Here is a 17,106-nt window from a genome sequence, read left to right on the forward strand (position 1 = left end):
CTCCCGGTGTGCCGGATCAGGTGGGGACTTCTGCGAACTCGTCCGCTCCGTGCACCGCGCGGCCGGCGACGAACGTGGCGCGCACGTCGATGTCGCCGATCTCCGAGACGGGCACGGTGGTGGGGTCGGCGTCGAGCAGCACGAGGTCGGCGAACATGCCCGCGGCGATCTGACCGCGCTGGTGCTCCTGACCGGCCGCCCACGCCGCGTGGGTGGTGTAGGCGCGCAGCGCCTCGACGGCGTCGACCCGCTCGTCGGGGGCGAGCACGCGCCCGGCCTTGGTGGTGCGGTCGACCATCGCGCGCATCCCCAGCAGCGGCGCGCCGTTGGACACGCACGGGCGGTCCGAGCTGCCGGGCACCACCAGGCCGGCGTCCAGGAAGGACCGGTGCCGGTACAGCCACGGCTCCCGCTCGTCGCCGACCGCTCCGATCATGGTGTCGCCGATCTCGTAGAGGAACCGCGACTGCGGCACCGGGATGACGCCCAGCGCGGCCATCCGGGAGAGCTGGTCGGGGCGCACCATCGCCGAGTGCTCGATGCGGTGCCGCGCGTCCGGTCGCGGAACCTCGCGCTGCGCCTGCTCGAACGCCTCCAACGTCAGGTCGATGGCGCGGTCGCCGATGGCGTGCGCGGCGATCCGCCAGCCGCCCCGGTGCGCGGTGAGGATCCGCTCGCGCAGCACGACCGGGTCGTCGCCGAGCACGCCGTGACCGCCGTGCCCGTGGAACGGGTCGGTGACCGCAGCGGTGCGGCTCGACAGCGCGCCATCGGTGAAGATCTTCATCGGCCCGATGCGCAGGAACTCGTCGCCGAAACCGCTGCGCAGCCCCAGATCCAGGCCGAAGGCGTCCGGACCGACCTGGTGCAGCACCTCGTTGGCGGGCATCAGCTCCACGCGCAGCGGCAGCTCGCCGCGCTGCCGCGCCAGCTGGTACGCGGCGGCCTCGGCCGGGCTGTGCCCGATCCAGCCGCCGCCGATGCCCGCTTCGGTGACGTGCGTGAGCCCTTCGGCCGCGTAGCGCGTCGCGGCGCGGCCGATCGCCGCCACCAGCTCCTCGACCGGGTAGGGCTTGACCAGCGCGTCGACGAGTTGCTGCGCCTGCTCGGCGAGCAGCCCGGTCGGCGATCCCTCGGCGTCGCGCTCGACCACGCCGCCCTCGGGAACGCGGGCGGAGCCGTCCAGAACCCCCGCCTTGGCGAGGATTTCGGTGCTGGCCACGCACATGTGCGCCGAGCGGTGCTTGAGCCACACCGGCCTGCCGCCGCCCGCCCTGTCGAGCCGGGCGCGGTCGGGGTGCCCGCCGATGACGAAGTCGTCGTAACCGGACCCGATCACCCAGCCGTCGGAGGGCAGTTCGGCGGCCTTGGCGGCGACCAGGTCGTAGAGCTCCTCGGCCGACCGGCAGCCGGACAGGTCGAGTTCGGCGAGCGAGAGCCCGTACCAGACCATGTGGTTGTGCGAGTCGGCGAAACCGGGCGTCACGACCGCGCCGCCGCCGTCGATCACCTGCCGCGCGGGCAGGTCGGCGATCTCCTCGTCCACCCCGACGATCCGGCCGCCGAGCACCCCGATGGTGTGCGCGGTGGGGTGGTGCGGGTTCATGGTCAGCGCGCGGACGTCGCGCAGCAGCAGGTCCAGCACTTCGTTCCTCTCCTCAGCCCAGGTGGTGCGTGCGGGTCAGCGGCAGCGTTGCCGCGCGGTGCACGTCGATCTCTACACCGTCGACCGACACCGGACCCGGTTCGCGCGGGACTTCCACGCGCGGGGTCGCGGTGTTGCGCACCATGTCCGCCCTGGTCAGCCCCCTGCTGTCGCGCACGGAGGCGTAGTTCGGGCCGCTGGGCAGGCGCGCGCGGTCGGCGGCGTCGGCGACGAACACCGTGGACAGCCTGCGGGGCGCGGCGCCGAGTCCGCCGAAGAAGGGGCGCATGACCCTCGGTTGGGTGAGCCTGGTGGACCCCGATCCCGACCCGCTGGCGCCCCAGGCGACGAACCCGGACTTGATCACCAGGTCGGGTTCGGCGCCGAACCAGGCCGGTTGCCACAGCACGATGTCGGCGAGCCTGCCCGGCTGCAGCGACCCGACCTCGTGGGCCATGCCGTGCGCGATCGCCGGGTTGAGGGTGATCTTGGCGAGGTAGCGCAACACCCGCTCGTTGTCGGCGTGCTCGGGCCCGGTCTCGCCGGCGAGCGCGGCCTGCACGTGGGCGAGCTGCCAGGTGCGGCGGGCGGTTTCAGCGATGCGGCCCATGCCCATCGAGTCGGAGTTGACGATGCTGATCGCCCCGGAGTCGTGCAGCGCGTTCTCCGCGGCGATGCCGTGCTCGCGGACCCTGCTGCCCGCGATGCTCCTGTCGCTGTCCACCATGGAGTGTCCCTTGTGGACCGTCATGGTCATCGGGAACAGCTCGGCGACCGTCGCCGGGGTCAGCGGCAGCGTCGGGGTGGTCGAGGAGGTCAGCACGTGCGGGCTGCCCACGACCTCCAGCAGGTCGGGATGCCCGCCACCGCCCTCGACGTGGTAGGCGTGCACCGTGCGACCCCGCGTCGCGTCGAGGGTGTCGGCGAGGAAGCCGGACTCGTTGAGCGTGTCGGTGTGCAGCGCGACCGGCAGGTCCGCCTGATCGGCCACGCCCAGGCAGGTGTCCACGATGTGCGGGGTGGCGCCCCAGTCCTCGTGGATCTTGAACCCGCCCGCGCCGGACAGGACCGCCCGTTCCAGCAGGTCGTTCGAGGACGACGATCCGCGGGCCAGGAACGCGACGTTGATCGGCACGTCCCGCCACGCCTCGATCATCGAGTGCAGGTTGTGGGCCGGGTTCGCGCCGACGTCCCACACCCCGCCCATACCCATGCCCACCAGCGAGGTCACCCCGGCCGCCAGCGCGGCGGGCACCACCTCGGGGCTGGACAGGTGCACGTGCGAGTCGACCACGCCGGGCGTGGCGATCAGGCCGTCACCGGTGATCATCGCGGTGTGCGAGTCGACGACCAGCTCCACGCCGTCCCCGGCCTCCGGGTTTCCCGCGCGCCCGACCCCGACGACCCGTCCTTCCTTGATCCCGATGTTGGTCTTGCGCACGCCCAGCACCGGATCCAGCAGCAGCACCCCGAGGATCACCATGTCCAGCGCGCTGTCCCGGCCCGCCTTCGGCGCGACGAGCAGTCCGTCGCGGGCGGTCTTGGCGCAGCCGCCGAGCATCTCCTCGCCGGGCTCGGTGTCGTCGTCCTCCACGCGCACCCACAGGTCGGTGTCGGCCAACCGCACCAGGTCACCGGTGGTCGGTCCGTACAGCGCCGCGTAGCGCTCCCGGGACAGGCTGGTCATCGGCTGCCTCCCATCGCCACGAGGACGAGTTCCTTGCGCTCCCCCGCTTCCAGGCGCACCGCCGTGCCCGCGGGCACCGCCAGCCGGAAACCGGCGAGCTCGACGTCGCTGCGCACCGCCGGGTTGAGCTGGTCCAGCGGGAAGTGGGAGGAGATCCACACCGGGCGTTCACCGGTGTTGTGCAGCCACGCCGTCCGCCGCTCGCGACCGGCCGCCAACTCGATCTCGCCGTCGGCGGCGCGCACCGCTCCCGGCGCGTCCGGGCCGGGCGGGCCGAACGGCTGCGGCACGTGCACCAGCGAGCTGCCGTGCGGGAACAGCGCTTCGACCTGGATCACCGGGACGGCGGCGGGAACACCCGGGCGGACCTGGTCGGCGGTCAGCAGCGCGCCGGCCCTGCGCACGATCTCGTCGATGTCCACGCCGTCCCAGGCGAGTTCGCAGATCTCGTCGCACACGTAGGCCACGGCGTCGGGCGCGCCGAGCAGCGCTCCGCGGGCCAGCCTGCGGCGGGCCAGCTCCGCGGCGGTGAACAGGTTCAGCCGCTCCTGCTCGCGGGGCGTCAAGTGCATGAGAGCACAGTCCTCTGGTCACCGGCCCAGCACAATGATGGATCCACGCCATCTGATCGCTCTAGATTGGGCGGATGCACACTTCGCTTCACGAGCCGGTCACACCCGACGGGCCGTTGCGCAGGCTGGTGCACTCCTGCCTGGACGATCTCGACGAGCTGGTCGCGGTGTTCCTGGCCGAGCTGCGCTCGATGGAGCCCTACGCCAGCGACGCCGTGCCGTGGTCGGAGCTGCGCGAGCACGCCGAGGGGAGCATGGAGCTGCTGCTGCGGCTGTCCGGAGGCCTGGCGGTCCCCGACAGGCTTGGCGACCTGTGCGAGCGCATCGGGCGCAGCCGCGCGCAGGCGGGCGTCCCGCTGGAGGTGCTGCTGCACGCGGTGCGCGTCGACTTCCGGGTGCTCTGGGACGCCTTCGCGCGACGGGTGTCCGAGGACGAGCTGCCGTCCCTGGTGCGCAGCGCCTCGCGGGTGTGGGCTGCGGTCGACCACCACACCACCCGCATCCACCTCGCGTACCTGTCCGAAGCCGCGGTGGTGGCCCGCGAGCAGGAGCACGAGCGGGCCCAGCTGGTGGCGCGGCTGCTGACGACCGACGCCCGCGATCCGCAGGTGGTCGCGCAGGTCGCCACGGCGCTCGACGTCTCGGCCGACGCGGACTTCGCGGTGGCCGCTGCTCCGCTGCCCGCCACCCGGCCGCTGCGCGACGCGGCCGACGAGCTGTCGGCGCGGGGCATCTCGGTGCACCTGCAGGACGTCGACCGGCGACCGGTGCTCATCGCGCAGCTGCCCGCCGGTGTCACGGCGGTGCCTCAGCGCTGGTTGCAGGAGGTCCCCTGCGGCCTCGCACCCGTGGCCCGCACGCTGGCGGGTGTGCCGCGTGCGGTGCGCATCGCCGCCGAGCTCGCCGGAATCGGCGCGGCCGAGGCGGGTCCGCGGGCGCTGCCCGACGTCTGGTCGTCGGTGGTGGCGGGGAGGCTGGGCGAGCTGGGCGACGCCCTGGCCGCCGAGGTGTTCGGCCGGATGCGCGGCATCGGCGCGGGCGAGCGCTCGCGGCTGCTGGAGACCGCGGCGGCCTACCTGCGCACCGGATCGGCGGGTGCGGTGGCCGGTGAGCTGTACTGCCACCGCAACACGGTTCTCAACCGGCTTCGCCGGATCGACGATCTCACCGGCTGCGATCTCACCCGTCCCGACCAGGCCGCGTTGTTCGTGGTGGCGCGGGCCTGCGACCCGAGTGCGTGATTTCGAACGCCGTGCGGGTCACCGGTTGTCCGGCGTACTACGGTGGTGGTGGACCTCTCTCGATCGCGCAAAGGATGGGACGTTGACCGCGACGCAGATCCCGGACACCACCCGAGCCGAACTCGACGCCGCGCTGCAGCGGGCCGCCGACGCCGCCGAGCCCTTCGGCGAGCAGGCCCCGGCGGAGCGCGCCCGCCAGCTGCGGGCCGTCGCCGACGCCCTCGACGCGGCGGCCGGTGAGCTGATCCCGCTGGCCATCAACGAGTCTCACCTCTCCGAGGGCCGGCTGACCGGTGAGCTGAAGCGGACCACCTTCCAGCTGCGCCTGTTCGCCGACACCGTCGAGCCCGGCGAGCACCTGCGGGTCACCTTCGACCGAGCCGACCCGGACTTCGCGCTGGGCCCCAAGCCGGACCTGCGGCGGATGCTGCTGCCGGTGGGCCCGGTTCTGGTGTTCGCCGCCAGCAACTTCCCCTTCGCGTTCTCCGTCGCCGGCGGTGACACCGCCGCAGCGCTGGCGGCCGGGTGCCCGGTGGTCCTCAAGGGCCACCCCGGTCACCCGGAGCTGTCGGTGCGGACCGGCGAGATCGTTGCCGAGGCGCTGCGCTCGGCCGGTGCGCCGGAAGGCGCGTTCAGCGTCGTGCTCGGCTTCGACACCGGCACCGACGCGCTGCGGGACGAGCGGATCAAGGCGGCCGCGTTCACCGGTTCGGTCCCGGCCGGGCGCGCGCTGTTCGACATCGCCCACTCGCGTCCGAAGCCGATCCCGTTCTTCGGCGAGCTCGGCAGCCTCAACCCGGTGTTCGTCGCACCGGGGGCCGTGGCCGCGCGCGGAACCGACATCGCCAAGACCTACGTGACCTCCTACTCCGGCAACGCCGGTCAGCTGTGCACCAAGCCCGGCCTGCTGTTCCTGCCCGCCGACCACGGCCTGGAGGACGCGCTCGCCGAGGAGTCGGCGGCCGTGGCGTCCCACCGGCTGCTCAACGAGCGGCTGCACGAGGGCTACTGCGGTCGGCGCTCGGTCGTCACCGACGTCCCGGGGGTGCGCGTGCTCGTCGACGGCGCGAGCGACTCGGCGGAGGACGGGGCGGCGCCCACGCTGCTGGCCACCGACGTGGAAACCCTGCTGGCCAACCGGGACGCGCTGCTGGAGGAGGTGTTCGGCCCGCTGTCCATCGTGGTCACCTACACCTCGGAGGACGAGGCCCGCCGCGCGGCGGAGGCGTTCGAGGGCAACCTCACCGCGACGGTCCACGCGGAGGACTCCGACACCGACTTCGTCGCCACGCTCCTGCCGCGCCTGCGGGAGCGCGCCGGGCGCCTGCTGTTCAACGGCTGGCCGACCGGCGTCGCCGTCTCCCACGCCATGCAGCACGGCGGTCCCTACCCGGCCACCACGGACGCCCGCTTCACCTCGGTCGGCACGGCGGCCCTCGACCGCTTCCTCCGCCCGGTGACCTACCAGAACGTCCCGGCCGCGCTGCTCCCGCAGCCCCTCCAGGACCACAACCCCTGGAACATCCCGCAGAAGATCCACGCTGCCGGCTAGACGCCCACCCAGCAGCAACCGCCACCTCGGCCCCCCGCGGACGAGGCCTGCGCGGAAACCACCGGAGTCCCGTCCCCACCGCGGCCATTCCAATTTCGCGCGAAATTCGAGGGCTTGAGATCGCCTTCGAATTTCTCGCGAAATTCGAATTTGTCGCCCGCGCGAGTGACGGGGGACGTCAGGCGGTTCGGCGGTAGCGGGCGACCGTGACCGCGGCCGTGGGCGTCACGGGTGACGGCAGGGCGGCGATCTTGGCTTCGAGGGCTTCGGGCGTGGTGTGCCAGGCGCTGGGCCCCATGGCCACGGCTGCCAGGGCCTCGGCGTGGGTCAGTTCGAGCCGGAACTCCACCGTGCGCCGCTCCAGCGGGGTGAAGTGGCCTCCGAGCTGGTCGGCGAGGCGTTCCGGTTTGGACTCGTCGACGTTGAGCAGGCCCAGGTGGTCGACCAGACCGGTGAGGTGGCCGGGGTCGGGGATCACGACGACGAGCTCACCGCCGGGACGCAGGATCCGGCGCATCTCCGGCGCGTTGCGCGGAGCGAAGACGTTGAGGACGACACCCGCCGCACCGGTGCGGATCGGCAGCGGCTGCCAGGCGTCGGCCACCGCCGCGCCGATGCGCGAGTGTGCCTTGGCAGCCCTGCGGCACGCGTACTTGGAGACGTCCAGGGCCACACCGATCCGCTCGCCGAGGGCGCGTACCAGGTAGAAGCCGGTGCCGGCCCCGATGTCGACCACCGGGCCGTCCCCGGTGACCGCCGCTGCCACCGCGTCGGCGATCGGGTCGTAGTGCCCGGCGCCCAGGAACCCGGCGCGGGCGGCGACCATCTCCGCGGTGTCACCGACGACCTTGCTGCGACCCGAGAGCAGGCTGACGTAGCCCTGCCGCGCGAAGTCGAACACGTGGTTCGACGAACACCGCAGCGAGTTCCCGCTTCGCTCCAGGTCGAGTCCGCAGTGCGGGCAGGCCAGCACCTCCACCACCTCGTCCAGCACAGCCCAGCCTCCACACGCTTCGCAGATGCGCGATTCTAGTCGTCGGGGAACGCGGCGAGCGGCGCGGAAGGAGGCGCGGCGATGTGGCACTGGCTGAGCGCACCCGAGTACCAGGCGGCGAGGTTCGCCGTCACCCACCTGATCGCCCTGACCTACCTGATCGGCTTCATCTGCTTCCTGCGGCAGTTCCGCGGTCTGCTCGGTGAGGACGGGCTGACGCCGGTGGTCCGATTCGTCCAGCGGGTGCCGTTCCGCCGGGCACCGAGCGTGTTCCACTTCCGCAGCTCCGACCGGTGGCTGGCGGGCGTGGCCTGGACCGGCATCGCCGCGAGCGCGCTCGCCCAGTTCGCGGACTTCGCCCCGGTCTGGGGCTGGATGCTCGTGTGGGCGCTGCTGTGGGTGCTGTACTCGTCGATCGTCAACGTCGGCCAGGTCTGGTACGGCTTCGGCTGGGAATCGCTGCTGCTCGAAGCCGGTTTCCTGGTGATCTTCCTGGGCCCGGCGCACATCGCCCCACCGGCGCCGGTGCTGTGGCTGCTGTGCTGGCTGCTGTTCCGCGTCGAGTTCGGCGCCGGGCTGATCAAGCTGCGCGGGGACTCCTGCTGGCGCGACCTCACGGCGCTGCACTACCACCACGAGACGCAGCCGATGCCGGGTCCGCTGAGCCGCTCGTTCCACTGGCTGCCGCGGCCGCTGCACAAGGTGGAGGTGCTGGCCAACCACGGGACCCAGCTCGTCGTTCCGTTCCTGCTGTTCGCCCCGCAACCGGTGGCCACCGTCGCGGCGGCGATCATCGTCGTCACGCAGGTGTGGCTGATGCTCAGCGGGAACTTCGCCTGGCTGAACTTCCTGACGATCACCCTGGCGTTCGCCGCCGTCGGCGGGCCGCCCGCCGCGCTCCCCGATCCGCCGGGCTGGTTCGCGGTGCTCGTGCTGGCGGTGACGGCGCTGTTCGTGGTGCTGGCGTACTGGCCGGTGCGCAACATGCTGGGACGCGGACAGGTCATGAACCGCAGCTTCAACCGGCTGCACCTGGGCAACACCTACGGCGCGTTCGGCAGCATCACGCGGGTCCGCTACGAGGTCGTCGTGCAGGGCGCCGACGAGCCGGGAGGCCCGTGGCGGGAGTACGAGTTCAAGGGCAAGCCCGGCGACCCCGCGCGCAGACCGCCCCAGATCGCGCCGTACCACCTGCGGCTGGACTGGCTGATGTGGTTCGTAGCCATCAACCCCTCCTACGGGCGCACCTGGCTGCCGAGGTTCCTGCGCGCCCTGCTCCGCAACGAGCCCCCGGTGCTGGCCCTGCTCCGGCACAACCCGTTCCCCGACGCACCGCCGAAGTGGGTCAAGGCCGACCTCTACCGCTACCGCTTCACCACCCGCCGGGACCGCCGCGCAACCGGCGACCACTGGAGCAGGACCAGGTCCTCGGACCTCGTTCCGCCCCTGAGCCTCGACGACCTGTGATCACCCCTGCGCGGCGGCTTCGAGTTCGGCGATGTCGAGCTTGCCCATGCTCAGCATCGCCTTCATGACCCGGTCGGAGACCGCGGGATCCGGCGAGGTGATCAGTTCCAGGAGGCGCCGGGGCGTGATCTGCCAGGACAGGCCGTAGCGGTCCTTGAGCCAGCCGCAGGGGCCGTGCTCGCCGCCTTCGCCGAGCTGCTCCCACAGCCGGTCGATCTCCTCCTGCGACTCGCAGGTGACCTCCAGCGAGACCGCCTCGGTGAATGTGAACTGCGGTCCACCGTTGAGCCCGACGAACTGCTGACCGAACAGTTCGAACTGCACCACCAGCACCGTGCCGGGCTCCCCCGGACCGGCCTCGCCGTGGTGCATGACGTGCACGATGCGCGAATCCGGGAAGATCGAGCAGTAGTGCTTCGCGGCTTCCTCGGCCTCGGTGTCGAACCACAGGTTCGGGGTGATCTTCTGGGCGAACTCGTACATGGGTCTACCCCTTCGTCGCGGAAAACCAGGCTGAAGGGGTAGACCCGCTCACGCATCGGAACTCATCGGTCAGAACGCGGGGCGCAGCGACATGCGGGCGTCCGTGCCGTCGAGCTTGACGCCCAGCACCTGGTGCAGCTGGATGTTGTTGCGCTCGAACCCGAGCTGGCAGGCGGCCATGTACAGCCGCCACACGCGCGCCCGCGCGTGCCCGGCCTCGGCGACCGCGGCCGACCAGTTGCGGTCGAGGTTCTCGCACCAGTGGGCCAGCGTCATCGCGTAGTGCTCGCGCAGGTTCTCCTCGTGGCGCACCTCGAAGCCGTTGTCGTTCATCGCCGACACCAGCGTGCCGACCGGTTCGAGCTCGCCGTCGGGGAACACGTAGCGGCCGATGAACTTGCCCGTCCGCGCCCTCTGCCGACCGTGCGGGCGGGTGATGCAGTGGTTGAGCAGCCGGCCCCCCGGCACCAGCTTGTCCTGCAGGAACGAGAAGTAGTGCGGCAGCTGCTTGAGACCGATGTGCTCGGTCAGGCCGATGGAGCTCACGGCGTCGAACCCGGTTTCCGGCACGTCCCGGTAGTCCATGTAGCGGACCTCGGCGAGGTCGGCCAGGCCGCGTTCGGCGATGGCCTTCTGCGCCCACTGCGCTTGCTGCCGCGACAGCGTGACGCCCAGCCCGCGCACCCCGTAGTGCTCGGCGGCGTGCATGACCATGCCGCCCCAGCCGCAGCCGACGTCGAGCAGCCGCTGGCCTTCGGACAGGTCGAGCTTGCGGGCCACCAGGTCGTGCTTGGTGAACTGCGCCTGCTCCAGGGTGGCGTCCTGCTCCGGGTAGACCGCGCAGGTGTAGGCCATCGACGGGCCGAGGACGTACTCGTAGAACCGGTTGGAGACGTCGTAGTGGTACGAGATCGACTGGCTGTCGCGGTTCTTCGAGTGTCGCCAGCCGCGCGAGCGGTGCTCGACCTCCGGCACCCGGACCGGCCACCAGAACCGGTACCCGGCCAGCTTGAAGAGCAGTTCGCGTCGCAGGTCCGCAGGCACGTCGTTGAGCGTCACCGACGGGAACGCCGAAAGCGCGCCGTACATGTCGCCGTGCACTTCCAGCGCGCCGCTGACGTAGGCGCGGGCGAGCCCCAGCTCACCGGGCGCGTTGGCCAGGTGCGACAGCGCCAGCGGCGAGCGGACTTCCACGCACACATCGGCCCCGGCGGTCCCTGCTCGGCTGCCGTCGAAGGCTCGGATCTCCACCGACAGGTCGCCGCCGAGAATCCGCTCGAACACCCCTGCCCATCCCATCAGAGGGTCTCCTTTCCAGTTTGATGTGTCGTCTGCCGCGAGTCAGCGCTCGCGAACGCACTTCTCGTACAGTCCCGGCAATCGGCCCTTCGGGTCGTAGGTGTCCTTCAGCCGCTGGTAGGCCGGTCGGTTGTAGAGCCGCCAGAACTCGTCCTCCTCGAAGTAGGAGTTGGAGTACAGCGACTTGTGCCCGTCGAGCTCGGTCACCTTCCGCTCGATCGCGCGGTTGTGCCTGCCCGGCGCCTCGCCGGGGCGCAGCGGCACCGTCGCCCAGAAGCCGACGTTGACGTAGAGGGTGTCGGGGTCCATCGGGTACAGCGACCAGCCCTTTCGGTCGCGCAGCCGCACCGGGCACAGCCAGATCGGCGAGATCCCGATGTCGCGGTGGAAGAACTCCAGGAACTCCGGCAACCGCTGGACCGGGATCTCGACGTCCTGGATCACCGGTTCGTTGAGGCCCTTGCCCTGCAGCACGGCGAGCCGGTCGGTCACCGAGTGCCGCCGGTCCCAGGCGACGATCCGCCGGTAGACGTCGGAGCGCTTGTACTTCGCCGGCCAGAAGCGGCGGATCAGCGGGTGCTGCACGCCGATCGCCCGCGAGCACCAGAACCAGTCGGTGTCCCAGCGCCACAGGTAGTCGTGGATGCTCAGGTAGTCGGTGCGGCGCTGCTGCACCGACCGGTAGTAGATCTGCTCGCCGGTGTAGTCGCTGGCGAAGGGCGCGGAGTCCACGTAGGACCCGAGGGTGAGGTGGTGCTCGGTCGGCGTGAACACGGTCCCGTCGACGAAATCGACCTGCTCGCCGTCGAATTCACCGTCCGCGCAGATCTCGGCGATCGCCTCGGTGCACTCGGCGGCGGTGGCGAACGGGACGTGGCGGAGCTTGACGTAGGGCTTGACCGCCTCCAGCTCGATCTCCAGCCGCAGCGCGTAGCCCAGCGTGCCGTAGGAGTTGGGGAAGCCCCGGAACAGGTCCGCGTGCTCGTTGTCCGGCCGCGCCACCACCACCGAACCGTCGGCGGTGAGGATCTCCATCTCGCGGACCGACTCGTGCGGCAGCCCGTTGCGGTAGGAGGTCGACTCGATGCCCAGCCCGGCCACCGCGCCGCCCAGCGTGATGGTCTTGAGCTGCGGCACCACCTTCGGGATGTGCCCGGTGGGCAGCAGCGCGTCCACGATCTGCTCGTAGGTCGCCATGCCCTGGACCTGCGCGGTTCCGGCTTCGGCGTCGACGTCGAAGACCTTGGTGAACCGGCCGACGTCGAGCCCCGGGGAGTCGGAGGGGGCGCGGAACCGGAAGAGGTTCGAGGTGGGTTTGGCGAGCCGGACCGGTGCACCGGCCGGCAGTTGTGCGTACTGCGCGACCAGCTCGGCCACGTCGTCGGAATGCTCGCCGATCATCGGCGTTACCCGATCCGCCATACCTCGACCGTAATGCCGGATCCGGTCTCAAGCACCCCCTTTAAAGAGGGCTCCGACCCCGCCCGCAAGCCGACGAACAGCCCAAAACCCGTCGGCGAAGGGCGGTTCCGCGATCTTCGGTGATCGCAAAACCGCAGGTTGGAGCCACGAACGGGGAGGTGTCGCAGACGCTTGCGTGATACATGCAAGTTCAGCGATATTTCGATCACATTTGCTGTGATCGGAGCAGTCCTGCGGCGCGGGGCCTTTCACCGCACGGCGCAGCCCATTGCCTCGACCGGGTGACTCCCACCCGCGCCGCCAATCAGGAAGAGGCTGGAAACAAGCAGCAGAGCACCTAGCGGCGCTTGAGGGCCCAGGCTCGCAGGCCGCGGAAGCTCTGGACCTTCGTCGGCCCCACCGAGATGAGCTTGTAGCCCTCGTGGCCGCGCAGCGCGGCGGCCATCTCGCGGTCGATGAGCACCGAGGCCGGGCGGGCGACCGACGTCAGGCGGCTGGCGATGTTCACCGTCGAGCCGTAGACGTCGCCGAAGCGCGCCAGCACCGGCCCGCGAGCCAGGGCGATCCGCAGCGGCGGCAGCAGGTCGTTCTTGGCGATCTCCTCGTTGAGGGTCAGCGCGATCTCCGCGCCCTCCTCCGGGCTGTCGGCCACGAACAGGACCTCGTCGCCGACGGTCTTGATGACGCGGCCGTGGTTCTGCGCGACCACACCTCCCGCCAGCGACTCGAAGCCGTCGATCAGCCGGGTCAGCTCCAGCTCGGTGAAGTCGCGGATCAGCCGGGTGTAGCCGACCAGGTCGGCGAAGCCCACGACCTGCACGCGCTCGTCGATGCCCGGATCGCGCTCGTCGAGCTCGCGCGCCACGGTGGCGGCCAGGTGCCGCCGCCACACGTAGTCCTGCATCTTCTCCATGACCGGCACGATCGCCGCCGCCACCTCGGTGGTGGTGTCCACATCGGTGGCGAAGCTCTGCCCCAGCAGCGACTTGAACAGGCCCGTCTGCCACTCGGCCAGCCGGGACATCGTCTGCGCCAGCGAACGCGCCACCGCGGATTCGAGCTCGTCGGGGATCACGTCCGCCGACACCAGCGACACCAGGGCGCGCAGCGCCGCGACGTCGGCGTCGGTGAAGATCACCTCGTCCGAGTCGACGTGCGCGAAGCCCATCGCCTGCCACAGCTGCTCGGCGCGCTCCAGGGAAACGCCGGACGCCTCGGCGATCTCGTCCTTGGTGTACTGGGGCGGCGAACCGAGGAGGATCTCCTCGATTCGCCGGATCCGGTCATCGCGACGTTCGGACAACGAGCACGTCGCAATCAGATCGTCGGGACACCTCGGACGGGACCGAACCGAGGATGCGCCCCTTGAGGGTGTTGAGCCCTCGGCTACCCACGACCAGCAGGTCGGCGCTGTGCTTCTCGGCCGCGCCCAGCAGCACCGAGACCGGCTCGCCGACGGCGGCGACGGTCTCGATGTCGGTCGCACCGGCCTTGCGGGCGGTGTCCGATGCCGTCTGCACCGTGTCCTGGGCCGGAGCCGAACCCATGACCTGGAAGGCCTCGTCGCCGAGCTGATCGGCGGCGCGTTCCAGCTCCTTCGGGTCGGTCGGGTAGTAGGCGCAGACGATCACCAGCCGCGCCGACGAGGCACTGGCGACCTCGGCGGCCCGGCCAACCGCGCGCAGCGAAGGCGCGGAGCCGTCCGTTCCCACGACGACGGTGCGATAACTGGACATCGCTCTCCCACTTCCTTTGGGGCCGACATTTCGACGCTCCGGGTGAGAACACTAACGATCGAGGGCGGCCGCAGTCACGGCCCGTGCGCGGAGGCCTCCACCAGTGCCTCACGCCACGGTGACGGACCAGGCCGGTTGTGCCGTTCCACAACTCTCTCCCGGAACTGTCGTCCAACCGGACAGCGCGACACTCGATCATGCGGCGTACGTTTCGCCGCAACCTGTGATTCGAACAATGGAGTCGACGTGTCAGCACCTAGCCTGCAACCCGGGCGGGGAATATTTCGCCGCAAGCCCATCGAGACCATCACCTCGGACGGCGAGGGAACAGGTCTGAGCAAGTCCCTGGGCTTGTGGCAGCTCACCGCCATCGGCGTGGGCGGCATCATCGGCGCCGGGATCTTCTCGCTGGCCGGCGCGGTCGCCAACGAGAAGGCCGGGCCCGCCGTGCTGATCTCGTTCCTGATCGCCGGCATCGCCAGCGCCGCCGCGGCGTTCTCCTACGCCGAGTTCGCGGGCATGATCCCCAAGGCGGGCTCGGCCTACACCTACGGCTACGTCGTGCTCGGTGAGGTCGTCGGCTGGCTGATCGGCTGGGACCTGCTGCTGGAGTACACCGCGATCGTGGCGGTGGTGGCCATCAGCATCTCCGGGTACTTCAACGAAGTCGTCGGCTACATCGGCGTCGACCTCCCGGTGTGGATGCTCGGAGCACCGGGCACCGAGGAGGAGGGCGTCGCGCCCGGCAGCTACAAGATCAACCTCTTCGCCGTGCTGCTGTGCCTGTTCATCGCCTTCATGCTGAACCTGGGCATGAAGAGCGCCGCGCGGTTCGAGACCTTCCTGGTGTACCTGAAGGTCGCCGTGGTGCTGCTGGTCATCGGCGTCGGCGCCTTCTACATCAACACCGGCAACTACACGCCGTTCTTCCCCTTCGGCACCAGCGGGGCCATCACCGGTGCCGCGACGGTGTTCTTCGCGGTCTTCGGCTACGACGCCATGAGCACCGCCGCCGAGGAGTCCAAAGAGGCCCAGAAGCACATGCCCAAGGCGATCCTGTACTCGCTGGGCATCTCGATGGTGCTGTACGTGCTGGCCTGCCTGGTGCTGACCGGCATGATCCCGTTCGACCAGATCAAGGGCGAGAGCGCGTTCGCCTCCGCCTTCACCGACGTGGGCCTGCCGATGCTCGGCGCGATCATCGGCGTGGGCGCGATCCTGGGCATCCTCACCGTGATGTTCACCTTCATGCTCGGCGTGACCCGCGTCGGCTACTCGATGAGCCGCGACGGCCTGCTGCCCGCGTGGTTCAGCAAGACCCACCCGGTGCGCAAGGTGCCCACCCGGTTCACCTGGCTGATCGGCGTCGCCTCGGCCGTCATCGCCGGTCTGCTGCCCATCGGTGAGGCCGCGGAGCTGACCAACATCGGCATCCTGCTGGCGTTCGTGATCGTGTGCGCCGCGGTGATCGTGCTCCGCTACAAGCGGCCCGACCTGCCCCGCGAGTTCAAGACGCCGGGCATGCCGGTGGTGCCGATCATCGGCATCGCGTTCTCGATCTGGCTGGTGACCTTCCTGGCCTGGGAGACCTGGCTGCGGTTCGCGGGCTGGTTCGCCATCGGCCTGATCATCTACTTCGCCTACGGCTACCGGAAGTCGAAGATGAACTCCTGATCGCCGGCACCGGACCGGCGCGCGCTGCGCCGGTCCGGTGTTGATCGGTTGAGCTCATGTCTGCTGCGTCTCAGCGTGCACTGGATCACAGCGTTATCCGGTGTCGTATGCCTAGGGTTTTCCCTGGCGCCACCGGGGCTTTTCGCGGTGCTGCCAGGAGAACGACCGGGCCTCGATGCTGAGGGGTGCTTTGTGACGCGCGTTCGCGAACTGAGCCCGTACGTGGAGCTGCACCGCGCGCAATGGCGGGAGCTGCGCGATTCGCTCCCCCTCCCGCTGAGCGAAGACGAGCTGGTCGCGCTGCGCGGCCTCGGCGAACCGGTCGACCTCGACGAGGTCGCCGACGTCTACCTGCCGCTGTCCCGGCTGATCAGCCTCCAGGTCGCCGCCCGGCAGCGGCTGCACGAGAGCACCACGACGTTCCTCGGTGAGGAGACCGGCGGGACCAAGGTGCCCTTCGTCATCGGCCTGGCCGGCAGCGTCGCGGTCGGCAAGTCCACCACCGCGCGCATCCTGCGCACCCTGCTCGCCCGCTGGCCCGACCACCCGCGCGTGGACCTGGTGACCACCGACGGGTTCCTGCACTCGAAGGCCGAGCTGGTCCGGCGCGGGCTGATGCACCGCAAGGGGTTTCCGGAGAGCTACGACCGGCGGGCGCTGCTGCGCTTCGTCACCGAGGTCAAGTCCGGGGCTCCCGAGGTCTCCGCCCCGGTGTACTCGCACGTCGCCTACGACATCGTGCCCGACGAGCGCAACGTGGTGCGCCAGCCCGACATCCTCATCGTCGAGGGCCTCAACGTCCTGCAGCCGGGCCCCAGCCTCACCGTCTCGGACCTGTTCGACTTCTCGATCTACGTCGACGCCCGCACCGAGCACATCGCGCGCTGGTACACCGACCGGTTCCTGGCGCTGCGCAGCACCGCCTTCGCCGATCCGGAATCGCACTTCCACCACTTCGCGGAGCTCACCGACTCCGAGGCGCGCGCCGAGGCCGACCACCTCTGGCGCACCATCAACGAGCCCAATCTGGTGGACAACATCCTGCCCACCCGGCCCCGCGCGACCCTCGTCCTCCGCAAGGACATCGACCACACCATCAACAGAGTCCGCCTCCGCAAGCTCTGACCCACCCAGCGCAGTCGAATTTCGCGCGAAATTCGACTCCGAAAGTCCGGGGTCGAATTTCGCGCGAGATTCGAATCCTTCACCCGGCCGCGTGACAGCGCACGAGCCCAGCCCGCTCCGCAGCAACTGCCCTGACCTGGGGTTTTCGAATTTCGCCCGAAGTGTGGAGGCGAGATTTCCGTGTCGAACTTCGCGCGAAATTCGAAGGC

General features: G+C 70.4%; 14 protein-coding genes. 5 read left to right on the forward strand and 9 right to left on the reverse strand.

What is annotated here, in order from left to right:
• Positions 1-16: 16 nt before the first annotated feature.
• Genes KBO27_RS10955 through ureA form a run of 3 tightly spaced genes read right to left on the reverse strand, consistent with a single transcriptional unit; the run spans position 17 to position 3,904 of the window.
• Positions 17-1,645 (reverse strand): amidohydrolase, encoded by a 1,629-nt coding sequence (locus tag KBO27_RS10955; RefSeq protein ID WP_210969890.1) that lies wholly within the window; start codon positions 1,643-1,645, stop codon positions 17-19.
• 13 nt (positions 1,646-1,658) lie between these two features.
• Positions 1,659-3,332, reverse strand: coding sequence for an urease subunit alpha (locus KBO27_RS10960; protein WP_210969891.1), 1,674 nt, complete (start codon positions 3,330-3,332; stop codon positions 1,659-1,661).
• Positions 3,329-3,904: an urease subunit gamma gene (ureA, locus tag KBO27_RS34775; RefSeq protein WP_210969892.1), complete on the reverse strand. Its 576-nt coding sequence runs from the start codon at positions 3,902-3,904 to the stop codon at positions 3,329-3,331. Before ureA ends, KBO27_RS10960 begins: the two co-directional genes overlap by 4 nt.
• 74 nt (positions 3,905-3,978) lie before the next feature.
• On the opposite strand from ureA, the gene KBO27_RS10970 reads away from it, so the two are divergent.
• Both KBO27_RS10970 and KBO27_RS10975 read left to right on the forward strand, forming a co-directional pair.
• Entirely contained in the window at positions 3,979-5,145 is a 1,167-nt protein-coding gene (locus tag KBO27_RS10970) for an RsbRD N-terminal domain-containing protein (RefSeq protein ID WP_210969893.1), read from the forward strand.
• Positions 5,146-5,227: 82 nt separating this feature from the next.
• Complete coding sequence (locus tag KBO27_RS10975) at positions 5,228-6,697, forward strand: aldehyde dehydrogenase (NADP(+)) (protein ID WP_210969894.1); 1,470 nt, start codon at positions 5,228-5,230, stop codon at positions 6,695-6,697.
• Between the two features lie 178 nt (positions 6,698-6,875).
• On the opposite strand, the gene KBO27_RS10980 is transcribed toward KBO27_RS10975, so the two are convergent.
• Positions 6,876-7,691 carry a putative RNA methyltransferase gene (locus KBO27_RS10980; RefSeq protein WP_210969895.1) on the reverse strand — a complete coding sequence of 272 codons (816 nt, stop codon included), beginning with the start codon at positions 7,689-7,691 and terminating at the stop codon, positions 6,876-6,878.
• Between the two features lie 81 nt (positions 7,692-7,772).
• Here KBO27_RS10980 and KBO27_RS10985 point away from each other — a divergent pair, with 81 nt between their 5' ends.
• Positions 7,773-9,158 carry a lipase maturation factor family protein gene (locus tag KBO27_RS10985; protein ID WP_210969896.1) on the forward strand — a complete coding sequence of 462 codons (1,386 nt, stop codon included), beginning with the start codon at positions 7,773-7,775 and terminating at the stop codon, positions 9,156-9,158.
• On the opposite strand, the gene KBO27_RS10990 is transcribed toward KBO27_RS10985, so the two are convergent.
• The 5 genes from KBO27_RS10990 to KBO27_RS11010 form a co-directional block, all read right to left on the reverse strand.
• Positions 9,159-9,641, reverse strand: coding sequence for a VOC family protein (locus tag KBO27_RS10990; protein ID WP_210969897.1), 483 nt, complete (start codon positions 9,639-9,641; stop codon positions 9,159-9,161). It lies immediately after the preceding gene.
• 69 nt (positions 9,642-9,710) lie between these two features.
• Positions 9,711-10,940: an SAM-dependent methyltransferase gene (locus KBO27_RS10995; RefSeq protein ID WP_210969898.1), complete on the reverse strand. Its 1,230-nt coding sequence runs from the start codon at positions 10,938-10,940 to the stop codon at positions 9,711-9,713.
• A gap of 42 nt (positions 10,941-10,982) precedes the next feature.
• The gene (locus KBO27_RS11000) at positions 10,983-12,362 is read right to left on the reverse strand and encodes an FAD-binding oxidoreductase (RefSeq protein WP_210969899.1); all 1,380 of its coding nucleotides are present in this window, start codon (positions 12,360-12,362) and stop codon (positions 10,983-10,985) included.
• 337 nt (positions 12,363-12,699) lie between these two features.
• Entirely contained in the window at positions 12,700-13,665 is a 966-nt protein-coding gene (locus KBO27_RS11005) for an adenylate/guanylate cyclase domain-containing protein (protein WP_246536875.1), read from the reverse strand.
• Positions 13,646-14,098 carry a universal stress protein gene (locus tag KBO27_RS11010; RefSeq protein WP_210969900.1) on the reverse strand — a complete coding sequence of 151 codons (453 nt, stop codon included), beginning with the start codon at positions 14,096-14,098 and terminating at the stop codon, positions 13,646-13,648. The genes KBO27_RS11005 and KBO27_RS11010 overlap by 20 nt, the downstream gene beginning before the upstream one ends.
• Positions 14,099-14,344: 246 nt before the next feature.
• Here KBO27_RS11010 and KBO27_RS11015 point away from each other — a divergent pair, with 246 nt between their 5' ends.
• Positions 14,345-15,772 (forward strand): amino acid permease, encoded by a 1,428-nt coding sequence (locus KBO27_RS11015; protein WP_210969901.1) that lies wholly within the window; start codon positions 14,345-14,347, stop codon positions 15,770-15,772.
• A gap of 192 nt (positions 15,773-15,964) precedes the next feature.
• A complete protein-coding gene (coaA, locus tag KBO27_RS11020; protein ID WP_210969902.1) occupies positions 15,965-16,897 on the forward strand; it encodes a type I pantothenate kinase in 933 nt (310 codons plus the stop codon).
• Positions 16,898-17,106: the final 209 nt, after the last annotated feature.

It is taken from the genome of Saccharopolyspora endophytica, from assembly GCF_018070075.1.
Lineage (GTDB): Bacteria > Actinomycetota > Actinomycetes > Mycobacteriales > Pseudonocardiaceae > Saccharopolyspora > Saccharopolyspora endophytica.